Origin of the sequence: Arenimonas donghaensis DSM 18148 = HO3-R19, from assembly GCF_000743535.1 — a bacterium.
Lineage (GTDB): Bacteria > Pseudomonadota > Gammaproteobacteria > Xanthomonadales > Xanthomonadaceae > Arenimonas > Arenimonas donghaensis.
On sequence record NZ_AVCJ01000007.1, the window covers coordinates 37,917 to 53,785 of the forward strand.

The 15,869-nt window shown below is 69.4% G+C and carries 11 protein-coding genes and 1 tRNA gene; 1 reads left to right on the forward strand and 11 read right to left on the reverse strand.

From position 1 onward, the window contains the following. Positions 1–39: 39 nt before the first annotated feature. The 11 genes from rocF to N788_RS05200 form a co-directional block, all read right to left on the reverse strand. On the reverse strand, positions 40–960 hold the full coding sequence (rocF, locus tag N788_RS05145) for an arginase (protein WP_034221908.1): 921 nt from the start codon (positions 958–960) through the stop codon (positions 40–42). After that, positions 957–1,355 (reverse strand): rhodanese-like domain-containing protein, encoded by a 399-nt coding sequence (locus N788_RS05150; protein WP_034221911.1) that lies wholly within the window; start codon positions 1,353–1,355, stop codon positions 957–959. Before N788_RS05150 ends, rocF begins: the two co-directional genes overlap by 4 nt. 77 nt (positions 1,356–1,432) lie before the next feature. After that, positions 1,433–3,850, reverse strand: coding sequence for a two-component system response regulator (locus N788_RS05155; protein ID WP_244444089.1), 2,418 nt, complete (start codon positions 3,848–3,850; stop codon positions 1,433–1,435). Positions 3,851–3,858: 8 nt separating this feature from the next. After that, a complete protein-coding gene (locus N788_RS05160) occupies positions 3,859–4,293 on the reverse strand; it encodes a response regulator (protein ID WP_152560382.1) in 435 nt (144 codons plus the stop codon). A 68-nt stretch (positions 4,294–4,361) separates the two neighbouring features. Then, complete coding sequence (locus N788_RS13800; protein WP_051924383.1) at positions 4,362–10,448, reverse strand: PAS domain S-box protein; 6,087 nt, start codon at positions 10,446–10,448, stop codon at positions 4,362–4,364. A gap of 18 nt (positions 10,449–10,466) precedes the next feature. Then, positions 10,467–10,542 (reverse strand) — tRNA-Thr (locus tag N788_RS05175). 32 nt (positions 10,543–10,574) lie between these two features. After that, on the reverse strand, positions 10,575–11,231 hold the full coding sequence (locus N788_RS05180; protein ID WP_034221920.1) for an SPOR domain-containing protein: 657 nt from the start codon (positions 11,229–11,231) through the stop codon (positions 10,575–10,577). Continuing rightward, positions 11,228–11,980, reverse strand: coding sequence for a type III pantothenate kinase (locus tag N788_RS05185; RefSeq protein WP_034221923.1), 753 nt, complete (start codon positions 11,978–11,980; stop codon positions 11,228–11,230). Before N788_RS05185 ends, N788_RS05180 begins: the two co-directional genes overlap by 4 nt. Continuing rightward, positions 11,977–12,942, reverse strand: a complete 966-nt coding sequence (gene birA, locus N788_RS05190; protein WP_034221926.1) for a bifunctional biotin--[acetyl-CoA-carboxylase] ligase/biotin operon repressor BirA — start codon at positions 12,940–12,942, stop codon at positions 11,977–11,979. Before birA ends, N788_RS05185 begins: the two co-directional genes overlap by 4 nt. Continuing rightward, on the reverse strand, positions 12,939–13,550 hold the full coding sequence (gene plsY / locus N788_RS05195; RefSeq protein ID WP_034221929.1) for a glycerol-3-phosphate 1-O-acyltransferase PlsY: 612 nt from the start codon (positions 13,548–13,550) through the stop codon (positions 12,939–12,941). Before plsY ends, birA begins: the two co-directional genes overlap by 4 nt. Before the next feature lie 42 nt (positions 13,551–13,592). Continuing rightward, complete coding sequence (locus N788_RS05200) at positions 13,593–15,404, reverse strand: DegV family protein (RefSeq protein ID WP_034221932.1); 1,812 nt, start codon at positions 15,402–15,404, stop codon at positions 13,593–13,595. 155 nt (positions 15,405–15,559) lie between these two features. On the opposite strand from N788_RS05200, the gene N788_RS05205 reads away from it, so the two are divergent. Beyond that, complete coding sequence (locus tag N788_RS05205; protein ID WP_152560383.1) at positions 15,560–15,814, forward strand: hypothetical protein; 255 nt, start codon at positions 15,560–15,562, stop codon at positions 15,812–15,814. Positions 15,815–15,869 lie beyond the last annotated feature (55 nt).

Sequence of the window (15,869 nt, forward strand, 5' to 3'; positions counted from 1 at the left end):
ACCGGTGCCGCAGGTTTCACGGATGATTCACGCCCCGGTTCAGTCGCGCATCAGCGTGGACTTGCCGAACAGGCTTTCGACCAGGTCCACGGCCAGCAGCCCGGTCTTGTTGTGGTCGTCGAACGCGGGATTGAGTTCGACGATGTCCAGCGACGCCAGCCGACCGGTGTCGGCGATCATCTCCATCACCAGCTGCGCCTCGCGATAGTTCGGGCCGCCCGGCACGGTGGTGCCGACGCCGGGTGCGATCGAGGGATCGAGGAAGTCGACGTCGAAGCTCACGTGCACGTGGGTCTGCTCGTCGATGCCCTCCAGTGCCTCTTCCATCGCCCGCTTCATGCCGAATTCGTCGATGTAGCGCATGTCGTAGATGTCGAGCCCGTACTCCTTCACCAGGCGCTTTTCGCCCTGGTCGACCGAACGGATGCCGATCTGGCGGATCTGGTCGGGCTGCATCGCCGGCGAATCGCCGTCGAGATGGGTGAGCGGGCGCGGTCCGACGCCGCACAGGCAGGCCACGGGCATGCCGTGCACGTTGCCCGAGGGCGTGACGTCGCTGGTGTTGAAATCGGCGTGGGCATCGAGCCAGATGACGCGCAGCTTCTTGCCGGTCTCGCGGCAATGGCGGGCCACGGCGGTGATGCTGCCCAGGCCCAGGCAGTGGTCGCCGCCCATCAGCACCGGCAGCCGGCCCTGGCCCAACTGGTCGCGCACGGCGTCCATCACCAGGCGGTTCCAGGCCACCACCTGCTCGAGGTGGCGGTAGCCATCCACCGGCGGCAGCCACGGATTGGCCGGGCCCGACAGGTTACCGGTGTCGATGACCTCCAGGCCGCGCCCACGCAGGGCCTCGGCCAGGCCGGCGACGCGCAGGGCTTCCGGGCCCATCACGGCGCCGCGGTGGCCCGCTCCGATGTCGGTGGGCGCGCCGATCAGCGCAAGGGTTTTGGAATGGCTCATTTCGCATCCTTTTCGTCGCCCGGAATCACCACCGGGCGGTCTTCTTCCTGCCAGCGCAGCCAGCTGCCCTGGATCTGGCGGACCTCGAAGCCCGCGTCCTCCAGGATGCCCTGGGCCGTGGTCGCCCGCTTGCCGCTGCGGCAATAGACCAGGACCCAGCGATCCCGGTCGAGCTCGTCGAGCCGGGAAGCCAGCTGGTCGTGCGGGATCAGCACGGCGCCCGGCAGGTGGCCCTGGGCGAACTCCTCGGGGCTACGAACGTCGAGCAGCAGCGGTGCATCGGCGCGGGCGGTGATTTCGGCGACCGCCGCCGGCGATACCGCAGGGCGGCCCGCGACGGCGGCCATCGGCAACGCGGCGAGCAGCAATAGGCTATGGCAAATGAAGCGGCGCATGGCGTCGGCTCCTGTGAAGCAGGGTGCACAGGATATTCCCACGCTGGCTGGCTGGCCACCTGGACGATGGCCGGCGTTCAGTCGCGGGGAAAACGCGCCTCGATCTCGACGGCCGGGGCCGGCCGCCCGAAATGGTAGCCCTGCAGCTCGTCACAGCCCATTTCAAGCAGGAAATCGGCCTGTTCCTGGTTTTCGACGCCCTCGGCCGCCACCACCATCTTCAACTCGTGCCCGACCGCCACGATGGTGCGGGCGATGGCGGCGTCGGCGGCATCGCCGGGCAGGTCCTTGACGAAACTGCGGTCGATCTTGAGTTTGTCCAGCGAGAACTGCTTGAGGTAGGCCAGGCTGGAATAGCCGGTGCCGAAGTCGTCCAGCGAAAGCGATACGCCCAGTGCCTTGATCTCGGCCAGCCGCCCTTTCACGCGGTCGACGTTCTCCATCAGCGAGCTTTCGGTGAGTTCGATCTCGAGCATGCCCCGGGGCACCTGGTGGCGCTCGATGGCCTCGCGCACGCGGTCGACGATGTCCGGCCGCTGCAGCTGGTGCGCGGAGAAGTTGACGGCCACGGTGAACCCTTCACGGCCCTGGTCGTGCCAGGCACGAAGCTGGCGGCAGGCCTCGTTCAACACCCACAGACCCAGTTCGGGCATCAAACCCAGGGATTCGGCGATGGGGATGAAGCGTCCCGGAGGAACCGAGCCCAGGTCGGGGCTGTTCCAGCGCAGCAGGGCCTCGAAGCCGGTGATGCGACGACTGCCGGCAGCAAGCTGTGGCTGGTAGTGCAGCTGCAGTTCGTCGCGCGAGACCGCCTCGCGCAGGCGTGCGCCCAGCACCAGGCGATCCTCCAGCTCCTGCATCTGCAGGGTGGAGAACTCGCAGACGGTGTCGCGACCCTCGCGCTTGGCCCGGCTCATCGCGGCTTCGGCCCGGCGCAGCAGGTCGGCGCCCGACTCGCCGTGGTCGGGCGAACGGGCGATGCCGATGCTGGCCGTCAGGTACAGGCTCCAGCCGTCGCCTTCCAAGGGCCTGGCCACGGCCTGCCGGAGCGCTTCCGCCACTTCGAGCACACGCTCCCGGGCTTGGCCGGCCACCACGGCGACGAACTCGTCACCGGCGAAGCGGGACAGGTAGCCCGGCCCCCCCAGCACGTCGCTCAGACGCGTCGCGACCACCCGCAGGGCCTCGTCGCCGATGATGTGTCCCATCGATTCGTTGATGGCGTGGAAGTGGTCGAGGTCGATGAACAACAGGGACACCATGGCGCCCTCTCTTTCAAGCAACCCGGCGATGGCGGCTTCCAGGATCGGGTAGAGCGGCAGCGAGGTCACGGCATCGTGGTTGGCGGCGTAGGCGAGTTCGGCTTCGACCTGCCGGCGCTCGGTCAGGTCGTTGAGGATGCCCACGAAGTGCGTGATCGTGCCCTGCTCGTCGCGCACCGGCGACGTGAACAGATGGTTCCAGAACAACTCCCCGTCCTTGCGGAAGTTGCGCAGGATGACGTTCGATTCGCGGCCTTCCGCCAGCGACCGGCGCAGGATCTTGAGCTCTGGCTGCCTGGTTTCCGCGCCCTGCAGGAAGCGGCAGTTGCGGCCGACCACCTCTTGGGCATCGTAGCCGGTCAGGGATTCGAAGGCGCTGTTGACGTAGATGATCGGCAGGTCCGCGGCCTGGGCATCGGCAATGATGATGCCGTTCATGCTCGACTCGACCGCCCGCTGCAGCAGCTGCATCCGCTCCTGGGTGGAGCGTTGTTCGGTGATGTCGTGCGCGATCACCATGCGGCAGGCCTTGCCGTCGAGCTCGAGGGCATGGCCGGTGATATTGACCCACACCAGGCTCCCGTCCTTGCGCCGGTGCCGCCAGATACCCGCGCCGCCGGACTGCTCGTCCCGTTCGTCCAGATAGGCGCGCAGGCGCTCCGCCTCGTCCGGGTCACGGATGTCGAAAATGGTCATCCCGAGCAACTCGTCCCGGCTGTAGCCATAACTGGCCACCATCGCATCGTTTGCCGCGACGAACCGGTGACTGCTGATTTCGTAGACCCAGGTCGGGAAGGGATTGAGCTCGAACAACTGCCGGTAGCGGCGCTTGCCGTCTTCGATCTGCGCGACCTGGCGCGCACGTTCGGCGGCATAACGCAGGGACCGCGCCAGTTTCTCGGCGTCGATGTTTCCCTTGACCAGATAGTCCGAGGCACCGGCGGCCAGGGCCTCGCGGTCGACGTCGGGATTGCCCTGGCCGGTGAGCATGATCACCGGGCGATGCGCGCTGCCCTCGGCCACGGCCAGGCGCACCAGGTCCATGCCGTTGTCCGGGCCCAGGTGGTAGTCCACCAGGAAAACGTCGTGCAGGTTCTCCCGCAGGGCCTTGGCCCCTTCGGCCAGGGTGGCCACCCAGTCGAGCTCGAATCGACCCTGGGGAAAGTCCGCCAACAGGTCCCGCAGGATCAGGAAGTCCTCCTCGTCGTCGTCGACGACCAGCACGCGGAGCACGGCGTCATTCAATGCCGGTTTCCCTCCGCCTCGGGCGGCAGGTCGACCACCTGCAGCCAATAGGTGCCCAGGGTCTGCACGACCTCCAGCAGGGCCGTGAACGTCACCGGCTTGGTGATGAAGGAATTGACCCCGTCCCGGTAGCTCCGCACCACGTCCTCTTCGGCCTTGGACGTCGTGAGGATCACCACCGGGATGCTGCACAGGCGCGGGTCGGCCTTTATCTCGCGAAGCACCTCGCGGCCATCCTTGCGCGGCATGTTCAGGTCCAGCAGCACCAGGCCGGGCATCGGATAGGCTTCTTCGTCGGCGAACCCACCCCGGCGATGCAGGTAGTCGAGCAGCTCCTCGCCGTCGTTGACGAAACGCAGGGGATTGCCCACCCGGCATTCGGTGAACGCCTCCTGGGTCATCAGGCGGTCGTCAGGGTCGTCATCTGCCATCAGTATGGTGATGGGTTGGCGCGGCAAGTTCATCACTCGACGGGGTCCTGAGGCTGACGTGCCTGACTTTACGGTTCGGACAGCGGATTGGCCAGCGTTCCCCTATCCGCCGGCTGCCGTTCGGGCAGCCGGATGACGAAGCTGGCGCCTTCCCCGGGACGGCCTTCGGCCTGGATGGCGCCACGATGGCGTTCCACGATCCGGCGCACGATCGCCAGGCCAATGCCGGTACCGTCGTATTCCTGTCGGCCGTGCAGGCGCTGGAACGGGGCGAACACCTTTTCGGCGTGGCGCGGCTCGAAGCCGATGCCGTTGTCGATGAAACGCAGGATCCAGCCCGGACCGTCCATGCCCGCCTCCTTTTCGGCCTCCACGCGGATCACCGGGGGCCGGTCCGGGGACCGGAACTTGAGTGCATTGGAGATGAGGTTCTGGAAAAGCTGGCGCATCTGGGTGGCATCGGCCTCGATAACCGGCAGCGCACCGGCCTCGACGCGACCGCCGCTGGCTTCCAGGCTGGTCTCGAGGTCGTCGACGACCCCTGCCAGCACCGCGTCCAGCTTTACTCGCGTGAACGGCTTGCTGCGTGCCGCGACCCGCGAATAGGCCAGCAGGTCGTTGATCAGGACCTGCATGCGGCTTGCCGCCTTGCAGGTGCGGTCCAGGTAGTCCCGGGCTTCCGCCGTCAACGCGTCCGCATGGCGTTCCTGCAACCGGTCCGCAAAGGCCCGGATCTTTCGAAGGGGTTCCTGCAGGTCGTGCGATGCAATGAAGGCGAAATCCTGGAGTTCGCGGTTGCGGGCGTTGAGGTCGGCCAGGGTCTGGCGCAGGGCGGCCTCGGACTGCAGCCGCTGCGTGATGTCGCGACCGACGGCGTAGACGAGGCCATCTTGGGCGGGCGCCGACATCCACTCCATCCAGCGCACCTCGCCGGCCTTGCTCACGTAACGGTTCACGAAGCTGGTCTGCACCTTGCGTCCCTGCCCAAGCTCGTTTGAACGCTCGCGCGTGGACGGGGCATCGTCGGGATGGATGAAATCGAGGATCGGCCTGGCCAGCAGCTCCTCGCGGCTGTAGCCGGTGATGTCGGCCAGCATCTGGTTGACCTGCACCCAGCGACCGCTCGCCGGGTCGTAGACGACAAAAACCTCGAGCGACATTTCGAAGAAACGGTCGCGAACCTGCAGCCGTGCCAGCAAGCGGGCGCGTTCGATGGCGATGACCGCCATCTGCGAGAACTGCAGGGCCACCTGTTCGTCGTCCTCGCTGAACTCCCCGCGGTATTTGTCGCTCAGCTGCAGGATGCCCAGCGTCTTGCCGTCGCTGCCAACCATCGGCACCGCCAGCCAACCGCGCATCGGCGGGTGCCGCGCGGATTCGGCACCGAAGTTGCGCCAGCCCGGGTGCGCCTCGAGCTCCGCCTGGGTCATGCGCATTGGCTGCTGGCGTTCACCGACCCTGACGTAGATGCCACTTCCATCGATGGGTACGTCATAGTCGCGCCATTGCGCATACTTGTCCGAGAGCGACACGGCGTTGAGCAGCTGCGAGCGCCCGTCGCCGGACTCGACACTCACCACGGCCTGGTGCGCACCGATGATCTCGCGGGCCCGGTCCACCAATTGCTGGTACAGCGTCGCCTCGTCCAGGTCCCGGTTCACCGAAATCGACGCCTCGCTGAGCCGGTGCAACTGGCTGCTCAAGGCCTCGGCGCCGTCGAGCGCCTCCGACAGGTCCCGCTGGTGCTTGCGCAGGAGGCTGATGTCCTGGGCGATGCCGAACACGCCGGTCACCCGGTCACCAACGACGATGGGCAGGTTGGTCACCCGCAGTTCGACCCGCTGGCCGTCGCTGGCGAGCCCGGTCATCTCGTAGGTGCGCGCTTCCCCGTGGGTAGCCGCGGTGAAATGCGCGCGCACGACCCCGCGCTCGGACTCCACCACCAGGGAATCGAAGCGCTTGCCCAGAACGTCCTCCGGCCGCAGCCGGGCCAGGCGCTGGAACTGTTCGTTGACCTCGGTGAAGCGACCCTCCAGGTCGAGTGAATAAACGGCGTCGGGGTGCTCGTCGAACAGCGACCGGAACCGCTGCTGGCTGTTGCTGATCGACTGGAAGGCGGCATCGTGCTCGATCGCCACGGCGCAAAGCGCGGCCAGGCCGTCGATCAGTTTCAGTTCGTCTTCGTTTGGTTCGCGAACTTCGGAATAATAGGTAGCGAACGTCGCGACGACGCGTCCATCGGAAGCCTTGACGGGCGTCGACCAGCAGGCCTTGAGTCCGTGCGCCTGCACCAGGCGCCGGTAGCCTTCCCAGAGCGGGTCGTTGTCGATGTCGGCGACGACCACCCGCTCACCGCGGTAAGCGGCCGTGCCACAGGAACCGGCCCTGGGCCCGATGGCCAGCCCGTGGATGGCGGCGTTGTACTCGGCCGGCAAGTTGGGCGCCGCGCCGACCAGCACGTGCTCGCCGCTCTCGTCGAGCAGGAGGATCGAGCTGACCGCGCCGGGGATCTGGCGTTCCGCCAGGCGCACGATCGCCATCAGGCCCTCCCCCAGCGGGCGCCGGGCGGCGATACCGGCAAGGATGAGGCGCTGGCCGTCTTCGAGTTCCTGGGCGCGTTTGCGCTCCGTGATGTCCTGGACACTGCCGGCCAGCTTCCAGGGCCGGCCCTGCTCATCCTTGAACAGCCGCGCCCGCTCGTGCACGTAACCGACGCCCCCGCCGGGCAGCACGATGCGGTGTTCGATATCCAGCTCACCCTCGCCCGCCAGCGCCCTGGCCTGTGCCGCTTCGACACCCGCGAGGTCGTCGGGGTGCACACGGGCACTGAAGGCCTCGTAGTTGCCGGCGAAGTCGCCGGCCTTTACCTGGAAGATCCGGTAGACCTCGTCCGACCAGCGCAATACGTTGTTCGGGATATCCAGCTCCCAGGCTCCCATGCGGGCGATCAACTGGGCGCGTTCGAGGCTGGCCCGTGCTTCGGCCAGTGCCGCCGACTGGCGACTGGCTTCGGTGACGTCGCGGGCGACGGCGAACATCATGCGCTCGCGCGCCGACCACACCGCCGACCATTGCATGGACACCACCCGTCCATCCTTGCGCACCACGCGATTGCGGAAGTCCACCGTCGGCTGCCCGGCCAGGACGGCCGCGCCTTCGCGCAGGGTGTGGGCGCGGTCATCGGCGTGCGCCAGGTCGTAATACGCACGGCCAACCAGTTCAGCCGGCGTGTATCCCCAGACCGCCTCCGAGGCACCCGACACCTGGGTGAAGCGACCATTGGCGTCGAGCACGCAGATCACGTCCAGCGAGTTCTCCAGCACCAGCCGGTTCATCACCAGCGACTGTTCGAGCCGTCGCGACAGCTCGCGCAGTGCGTTCTGGGCGTGCTGGCTGTCGGTGGTGTCCTGGATCGCGCCCGAGGCCGCCACCGCCTCGCCGGCGGCATTGCGCACCAGGGTGCCCAGTTCACGCACGTGGCGGGTTTCCCCGTCCGGCCGCAGGATGCGGTACTCGACTTCCAGGTCGGACTCCTCGCCGGCCAGCAGCCGGCGCCTGGCCTGCTGCAGCCGCTCGCGGTCCTCGAAATGCACGCGTTTCGCCAGCTCGGCGAAACTCCGGATTTCATGCGTCGTGCCCAGGCCGAAGATCGACTGGGCTTCCGGGGAAAGCCGCAGTTCGCCGGAGTCGAGCAACAGTTCCCAGCTTCCGAGCCGGGCCATGCGCTGGGCGCGCTCGGACGCCGCGCGCGCCTGCCTCGCGGTGTCTTCGGCATGCTTGCGCGCGGAGATGTCCTGGAAGTACACCGCCAGGCCCTGGGGATGCGGATAACAGCGGGCGAAGAACCAGCCGTCGAGCGGCGGGAAATACACCTCGAACTCCCCCGCGCGCCGCTGGCTGACCGCGGCACGGAATTCGCGCTCGATGACCGTCCCCTGCGCTTCCGGGAACGCCTCCCAGACGCTGCGCCCGACGAGCTGGTCACGGCTGCGCGCCATGAGCTGTTCAGTGCGGGCATTGACGAAAACGAAGCGCCAGTCGCTGTCGAGCGTGTAGAACGCGTCGCTGATGCTCTCGAACACCGAGGACAGTTCCTGTTCGGCCTCCTGCAGGGCCGCCCGGGCGATCTCCGCGGCCTCCACCTGCCGGCTGAGCTCCTGGCCCCGGCGCTCGGCAACCGCCGCGCGCTCCCGGGCCAGGCTGGCCAGGCGCAGTGCCAGTGCCACCAGGCCACCGGTGATCAGGCCGGTGAAAAGCAGGATGTTCGCCAGGGGCGTGGCTTCGGATCCGGCCGACCAGACCTTCAGGTCAACGTCCGCGCCGGATACCGGTACCGGGCGCTGAAGCGGACTGCCTCCCGGCGGCGGCGTCCCACGGGAATAAAGCAGCATGTCGCCGTAGCTCAGTTCCACGGCGTTTTCGACGGCGACATCGTCCAGCGCACGTGCGAACAGGTTTTCGTAGCTCACTACGCCGACCAGGAACCCCTGGAGCTGGTTGTCCCGGCGGACGGGTGCCACCAGAAGCTCGCCAACGCTGCCATTGAACAGGACCAGCGGCGGTGACTGGACTAGTGCACCCTCACGCCGCACGCGTTCAAGAAGCTGGCGACGCAGTGGGTCGGCATCAAGCTTTCGCCCGACGACATTGACCCTGTCGCTGCTGCTCTCAAACTGCCGTCTGACGACGGCATCCGGGCCTACCCATACCAGGTTGACCAAAGACTGGAATTCGTTGAGATGGATTTGCGCATCCAGGTTGAAGGCCGCCAGCCGCGCCGGCTCGTCGGACGCTTGCGACATCCGGAATGCCGTACGGCGCAGCGCATCCGCGCGCGCCGCGACGCCACCGAGGATCGCCTTCTCCACCAGCTCCGACTGTCGCAGTCGTAGGGCGTCGCGGCTGGCCTTGCTGTCCCGGTCGATCTGGAACCAGACCAGGATGGAAACGGCGACGGCCGCCGCAGCCACTGCCAGAGGCATCCAGCCGGCACGTGCCTGCAGCGCCCTGCGATGCTCGGTGCCGGCGGCAACCAGCGCGACCCCGGTCATCAGCAGGGCCAACGAGGTCAGCAGGGCCATCGGCGTGTAGCCACTCCAACCGCGCAGCGCGGGAATCTGCAGCACGTAGCCCGTGAGCACGATCACCGCGATCATCGCAATGACGAACCCGCAGGCCCAGGTCGCCGACCAGCGCGCGGTGCTGGCCGTTGTGCCAGACGGAGCCAGGGCAATGCCGAGGCAGGCCAGCAGGTAGGCCGTCGCGGCATTGGGGGCCATGCGGCCGGGCTCCGCACCCTCGGCGACGATCACGTGCGTCAGCAGCCACTCGCCGGTGCCCAGGGCTAGCCCGCCGTACTCCTCGGCCAGGCTGGCCAGGCACAGCAGCACGACCGGAGCCAGGGGCACCAGCGCCATGTTGCGATGGCCCGAAGCCAGCAGCCGAAGGGAGCCGGCGATGAGCAGCGCGATCAGCGCGGAGTTGAATTGCATCGGCACGTGGTCCGTGCCGCCCTGCACGATGTACGGAATTTCCAGCGTCCACCCCGCCATCACCAGCAGCCCGATCCCCGCCAGCGACGCGGCGCAGAACCGAAGCACGCGCAGCGGGCGCTGCACGAGGTCGCGCGTCATCAGCCACGCCCCCAGGCCCAGGTAGGCCAGCGAGGGGCCGATGCCCAGCGCCACGCTTCCGGGCGCCGCATCGAAGACCTCGACCAGGCACAGCCCGCAGAACGCCACGAGGAAGCCGCCGAGGGATCGCGCCAGCAATCCCACGACCACCGTTCCGGTACCGAGGCTCGCGCCCAGTCCGATCGCAGCGGCCAGCGCGGCCAGCCACGGCGACGGACTGCGCAGCCCGTCCGCCACCTGCGCCGGCCAGGCCAGCCAGAGCAGGGCGAGGCAGGCGAAGGCCACTGCCCAGGCCAGGCGCATCGCGGGCCGGCGGTCGGCCCGCAGTAACGCCCCGGCAGCCACCAGCAGCGGTGCCAGCAAGGACAATGCGCCGGGCCAGCCCGAAGGCAGGGTGTCTGTCTGGGCCAGCCACTCGACCAGCACGACCGGCAGCGGCAGCCAGGCCAACCAGGGCAGGACACGCGCTCCCCGCGCCCGCGCGGCTTCGATGACCTGGTTCCCGTTGCGATCACTCGCCATGCGTGATGCGGGCCTCGATGGTGCCGGCTCCCGGAATCGAACCGGGGACCTACCGCTTACAAGGCGGTTGCTCTGCCTGCTGAGCTAAGCCGGCGTTTCAGGGATTCTAGCGGGAAGCCGCACCGGCTAGTCGCATTCACCGCTGCGGGCTTCGATGTCCCGAGGCTGACCCAGCGCCGCCGACCAGTCCAGTCCTGCGTCGCCCACCAGGTCGATCCACCACTGCGTGGCCTGTTCGGTGCGCGGCTCCAGGCGCGCGCTGAAGCCTTGCGCGGCGATTTCCTCGCGGCGCTTCTCGGCATTGTCCAGTTCGTTGAACAGGCCGAGGGAAACGGTGTTTTCCTGGTCGCCGGCGGTCACCACGTAATAGTCGCGCACGCCGCGGGCGGCCAGCTGCCGGGCCGCGGCCAGCGCCTGTTCGCGGCTGCCCGACGCCGGCAGGAAAACGCGGTAGCCGCGCACCTGGGTGGCAGGCACTTCCCGGTACTGGATGCGCGCCGCCAGCGGCGTCAGTGCATTCATCGCCGCACGCAGTTCGGCCGGCGTGCCGAACGGACCCAGGCTCAGGCACACCGGGCTGTCAGGCATCGGCAGCGGCACGCCGGCCAGCTCGGCGGCATCGGCCGGGGCCGGGGCTTCGGCCTCGCCGAGCAGCACCAGGCCACCGACGCCGGACTCCAGCGACGGCGGCGGGCTGGCGACGGGCGATTCGTGCGCAAACCACCACAGGGCCACGGCAAGGTTCATGCAGGCCAGCAGCACCACGAGGTTCCTGGTGATCATGACGCCGTTGCTCCCACGTTCTCGGCGTAGACCGCCAGTCCTTCCAGCACCAGCGCAGGCGCCGGCTCGACATCCAGTTCAAGTGCCGCGGCCAGCCGTTGGCCACCGCCGCCTCCGACCAACACGACCGGGGCCGTGCCGAGCAAGCGGGTCGCTTCGCGCTGGCTGCGCTCGACCAGGCCGGCCGCCGCGCCCAGGCTGCCGCCGGCCAGCGCATCGGCGGTGTCGGCAGCGAACGCATGCGCCTCGCCACCCGCATAGGCCAGGGCCGGGAAGCGGGCCGCCAGTGCCGCCCGCATGTGTTCCGGGCTGGGGGCGATGACGCCGCCCCGATGCAGGCCGTCGGCGTCGAGCAAATCGACGGTGAGCGCGCTGCCCGCCGACACCAGCAGCCAAGGCCCCGGGCCGCGTGCGCGCGCGGCCAGCAGCGCCAGGAACCGGTCCACGCCCAGGCGCGAAGGTTCGGCGTAGGCGATGCGTACGCCGGCCGCCTCGGCAAGGGTGCGCACGCGCTGGGCCGGGCAGCCGTGGCTGGCCAGCTGGCCGGCGACGGCCGCGGTGACGTCCGGCCCGGCGACCGAGGCCAGCCAGCAGGTGTCGCCCTGGCGCAGTTGCGCCAGCCAGGGTTGCAGGGTGGCGGGGAAGTCGGTGGCGCCATGCGACCAGGCCTGGACATCGCCCAGCTCGCCGGAGGCTGGCCAGGCGGCCAGCTTCAGGCGGGAATTGCCGAGGTCGAGCAGCCAGTTCATGCCGCGCGAAGGCTCGTTTCGCCGGCATGGCAGCGCTGCTCGCCGTCGGCAGTGCGCAATCGCAGCGCGCCCTCGGCATCGATGCCCAGCGCAATGCCGTCGATGGGCCGGCCGGCGTGTTCAAGCCGCACCGGTTTGCCGGCCAGCAGGTCCAGGCGGGCCCAGGTGTCCTGCCACGGCGCCAGCCCCTCGGATTCGAAGCGTGCCAGCAGCGGCACCAGGGCATCGAGCAACGCAACGCAGAGCTCGGTTCGACGCGGTGGCGTTGGCGACAGCGCGGCCAGGTCGCACCAGGGCTGGTCGATGCCGGCGCCGGCCGAAGCCGGCATCGCCACGTTCAGCCCGAGGCCGACCACCACCTGCAGCGGTCCGGCGGCGTCACCGCGGATTTCCACCAGGATTCCACCCAGCTTTCGACCGTCGGCGAGCAGGTCGTTCGGCCACTTCAGGCCGACGCGATCGAATCCCAGGCGGTGCAGCGCCTGGGCGGTGGCGGCGCCGACGGCGAGGCTCAGTCCCTGCAGCGCGGCAACACCCGTGTCGAACCGGCGCGACAGGCTCATGTACACGTGCGCGGCCAGCGGCGAGGCCCAGGGTCGGCCTCGCCGACCGCGACCGGCGGTCTGGCGCTCGGCGAGCCAGGCCTGCACGCCCTGCTCCGGTGCCGGCTGGCGCAGGGCCTGGGCATTGGTCGAGTCGGTCTCGAAGTCGAGCGTCAGGCCAGCCAGGTGCGCGCGGGCATCCGCCGAAAGCCCGGCCAGCAGGCTTTCGGCGTCGACCAGGTCCAGCGGACGCGCCAGCGAGTAGCCGTTGCCGGGCGTGGCGAGTACGTCGACGCCGGCGGCGCGCAGGACCTGGATGCGCTTCCAGACCGCACTGCGGGTGATGCCCAGTTCGGCGGCCAGGTCGGCGCCCGAAGCCGGCCCGCGGGCCAGGCGCATGAGCAGGGTGCGCGTGCTCATGCCCGGCTCCGGCGCAGCAGGCGCGCGCGTTCGAAGCGCGGTTCGGTGCCGGCACGCAACCGTGCCAGGTTGCCGCGATGGGTGAAGACCAGGAACAACGCCAGCACGACCACGAACGCCAGCCGCTCCGGGGCACCGCCGGTCGCCAGCGCGAGCGGCACCAGGGTGGCGCCGGCAATGATCGTGGACAGTCCGACGAAACCCGTGGCCGCCAGCACCAGCAGCCAGGCTCCGATCAGCACCGCCACCGCGATCGGCCACAGCACCAGCAGCGCACCGACCAGGGTGCCGGCACCCTTGCCGCCGCGGAACCCATGGAACACCGGATAGACATGGCCCAGCACCGCGGCCGCCGCCGCGGCGTAGGGCAGCCAGGCGACGCCGGCACCAAAGCGCAGCGCCAGCCAGGCCGCCAGCGCGCCCTTGCCCACGTCCACCAGCACGGTGCCCAGGGCGAATCTCCAGCCCTGGGTGCGCAGGGCATTGGTGCCACCGGCGTTGCCGCTGCCCTGGGTCCGGATATCGACGCCACGCAGTTTGCCCAGCAACAGGCTGCCGGACAGCGAACCAAGCAGGTAGGCAAGCAGGATGAGGACCGCGACGATCATGCCGGCATTATGGGCCACGCCCACGCAGCCGTCAGTCGCGGCCTAGTTTGCCGGCTGCAGGGAAACCACCAGCGCCCCGGGCCCGGCGTGCGCGCCGACCGCCGAACCGGTCTCGACCAGCCACGACTGCTCGGGTGCCAGTCGTTCGCGCAGCGCATCGAGCACCCGCTGGCCATCGGACGCGGCATCGCAGTGGCCCACCATCAGGCGCAGCCGCACGCCCGTCGGCGCGCGCCGGGCCACGTAGGCCGCATAACGCTCGGGCACGCGGTGCTTGCCGAACAGGCCGGCGACGACGCCGAGCTTGCCACTGGCCTTGACCCGGGCAATCGGCGTCAGCCCCAACCACTCCGCCGGCGCCTTGGCCCAGGACGGGATGCGGCCGCCACGCACCGCGTGGCTGATGTCCCGCGCCAGCGCCCAGGTGAGCGTCAGCGGCTTGAGCCGTTCGAGCTCGGCGAGAATCTGCGCTGGCGTGGCGCCCGCCGCGGCCAGTTCGCCGGCCCGTATCACCAGCAGGCCTTCGCCGGTCGAGGCATTGCCGGTGTCGAAAACGTGGGTGCGGTCCGGATGGCCGCGCTGCGCCGCCGTTTCCGCCGACTGCAGCGTGCCCGACACCGCCCGCGACAGGCCGACGTAGACCAGTTCGCGGTGGTGCGAGAGCAGGAATTCGAACTGCCGGCGGAAATCACCCGGCGGCGGCTGGCTGGTGCGTGGAAGCACCGCTTCGGTGCGCAGCTTGCGGTAGAACTCCGCCGTCGACAGGCCGACCTTGTCCAGGAAATCCTGGTCACCGAAATTCACCCGCGCCGGCACCATGTGCACGTTCAGGCGCTTCATCTCCCCGGCCGGCAGGTCGGCGGCGCTGTCGGTGATGATCGCCACGCCGGCGGCGCCCGCTGCGGTGCGGGCCTGGGCGTGCATGTCGTCGGCCTTGGTGTTCTCCACCCGGCCGAAGCGGCCGGCGGTGTCGAACAGCTGGCAGGGTTCGGACACGTGCGCATGCAGCCGCAGGCGCGACGTGCTGCCCGCGATCACCACGCATGAAGCGCCCAGGGCGTCGACCGCGTCGCGCAGCCCGGCGCGATCCATGCCCTCGCCCACCAGCAGGCATTCGCTGCACCAGCGGTGTTCGGGATCGGCCTCGGCAAGTTCGCCGTGGACCTGGGCGGCCTCCAGGTCGCCGGGCAGGTCGTCGGCAAGCCCCGATGCATCCACGGCGCCGGAGGCGATGAACTCGTGGATCCCTTCGAGCAGGTCGACGAATCCCTGGGCGCCGGCGTCCACCACCCCGGCCCTGGCCAGCACCGCGAGCTGGGTCGGCGTCGCGGCCAGCGCCTGGCGGCTGCGCTCGAGCGCGTCCCGGAACCACCGGGCGAGATCGCCGTCGGCAGCAGGCTCCAGGCCGTCGGCAAAGGCACTGATGACGCTCAGGATGGTCCCCTCGCGCGGATCCGAGAGCGCCTGCCGGGCCGAGGTCGCACCGGCCCGCACCGCCCGTGCCAGCGCCGGCGGCTCCAGGGTGCGGGCGTTGCCCGCCGCCTCGGCGACGCCGGTGAGGAACTGCGCCAGGATGGCGCCCGAATTGCCCCGGGCACCGTCGACCGCGTCCTCGCCGACCCGCCGCAGCAAGTCGCCGGCCCCTTGCCCGCGCCGGCTCAATGCACCGGTCAGCACGCCGCCCAGGGTGAAGGCCAGGTTGCTGCCGGTGTCGCCGTCGGGCACCGGGAAGACGTTGATCTTGTTGAGCATCTCGCGCTGGGCGATGACCCGGCGGGCACCGGCGATGAGCGCGCGGCGCAGGGCCGGGCCACGAATCAGCGGGCTGGGAAAGGTCAGGTTGGCGGCATTCATGTGCCGCCGGAGTCTGCCCGAACGCACGCGCTTGTCCATGCTGCAGTGCCGCAAAACGGGCACTGGCGGCCGCCGGCGCAATCGGTAGAATCGGGTGCAACCTTTCGGCATCCCCGCGCATCCCTCAGGGTGTCCCGCCACTGCAGGTGTCGTCCATGTTTCGTATCGCGCTAAGCCTCAGCCTCTTGTTCGCCGCCGCCACGATCCAGGCGGCCGAGCCGGCACCCGCGACGGCCGAGTCGGGTTCGTGTGCGAAAGCAGCCACCGAAGCCGAAAAGCCGGTCGAGAGCAGCGTCGGCGAGACCAGCCCCGCGCCGGGCGCCACCGCCCCGGTCCGTCCACGCAGCAGCGGCGCCTCCGGTCGTCCCGCCCCGCGATGGAACTCCCTGCTGCCCGGCATGATCCGCTGACCCGGCAGGACGTGCCCGGCAAGGTCGCGGCCCGCACGCATCGGGCATGAAATCC

Bases quoted from the DNA above. Each gene is read 5' to 3' on its own strand.
- N788_RS05185 (WP_034221923.1), bottom strand. From the start codon at position 11,980: ATGAACTGGCTGCTCGACCTCGGCAATTCCCGCCTGAAGCTGGCCGCC.
- N788_RS05205 (WP_152560383.1), top strand. From the start codon at position 15,560: ATGTTTCGTATCGCGCTAAGCCTCAGCCTCTTGTTCGCCGCCGCCACG.
- birA (WP_034221926.1), bottom strand. From the start codon at position 12,942: ATGAGCACGCGCACCCTGCTCATGCGCCTGGCCCGCGGGCCGGCTTCG.
- N788_RS05180 (WP_034221920.1), bottom strand. From the start codon at position 11,231: ATGATCACCAGGAACCTCGTGGTGCTGCTGGCCTGCATGAACCTTGCC.
- rocF (WP_034221908.1), bottom strand. From the start codon at position 960: ATGAGCCATTCCAAAACCCTTGCGCTGATCGGCGCGCCCACCGACATC.
- N788_RS13800 (WP_051924383.1), bottom strand. From the start codon at position 10,448: ATGGCGAGTGATCGCAACGGGAACCAGGTCATCGAAGCCGCGCGGGCG.
- N788_RS05150 (WP_034221911.1), bottom strand. From the start codon at position 1,355: ATGCGCCGCTTCATTTGCCATAGCCTATTGCTGCTCGCCGCGTTGCCG.
- N788_RS05200 (WP_034221932.1), bottom strand. From the start codon at position 15,404: ATGAATGCCGCCAACCTGACCTTTCCCAGCCCGCTGATTCGTGGCCCG.
- plsY (WP_034221929.1), bottom strand. From the start codon at position 13,550: ATGATCGTCGCGGTCCTCATCCTGCTTGCCTACCTGCTTGGTTCGCTG.
- N788_RS05160 (WP_152560382.1), bottom strand. From the start codon at position 4,293: ATGGCAGATGACGACCCTGACGACCGCCTGATGACCCAGGAGGCGTTC.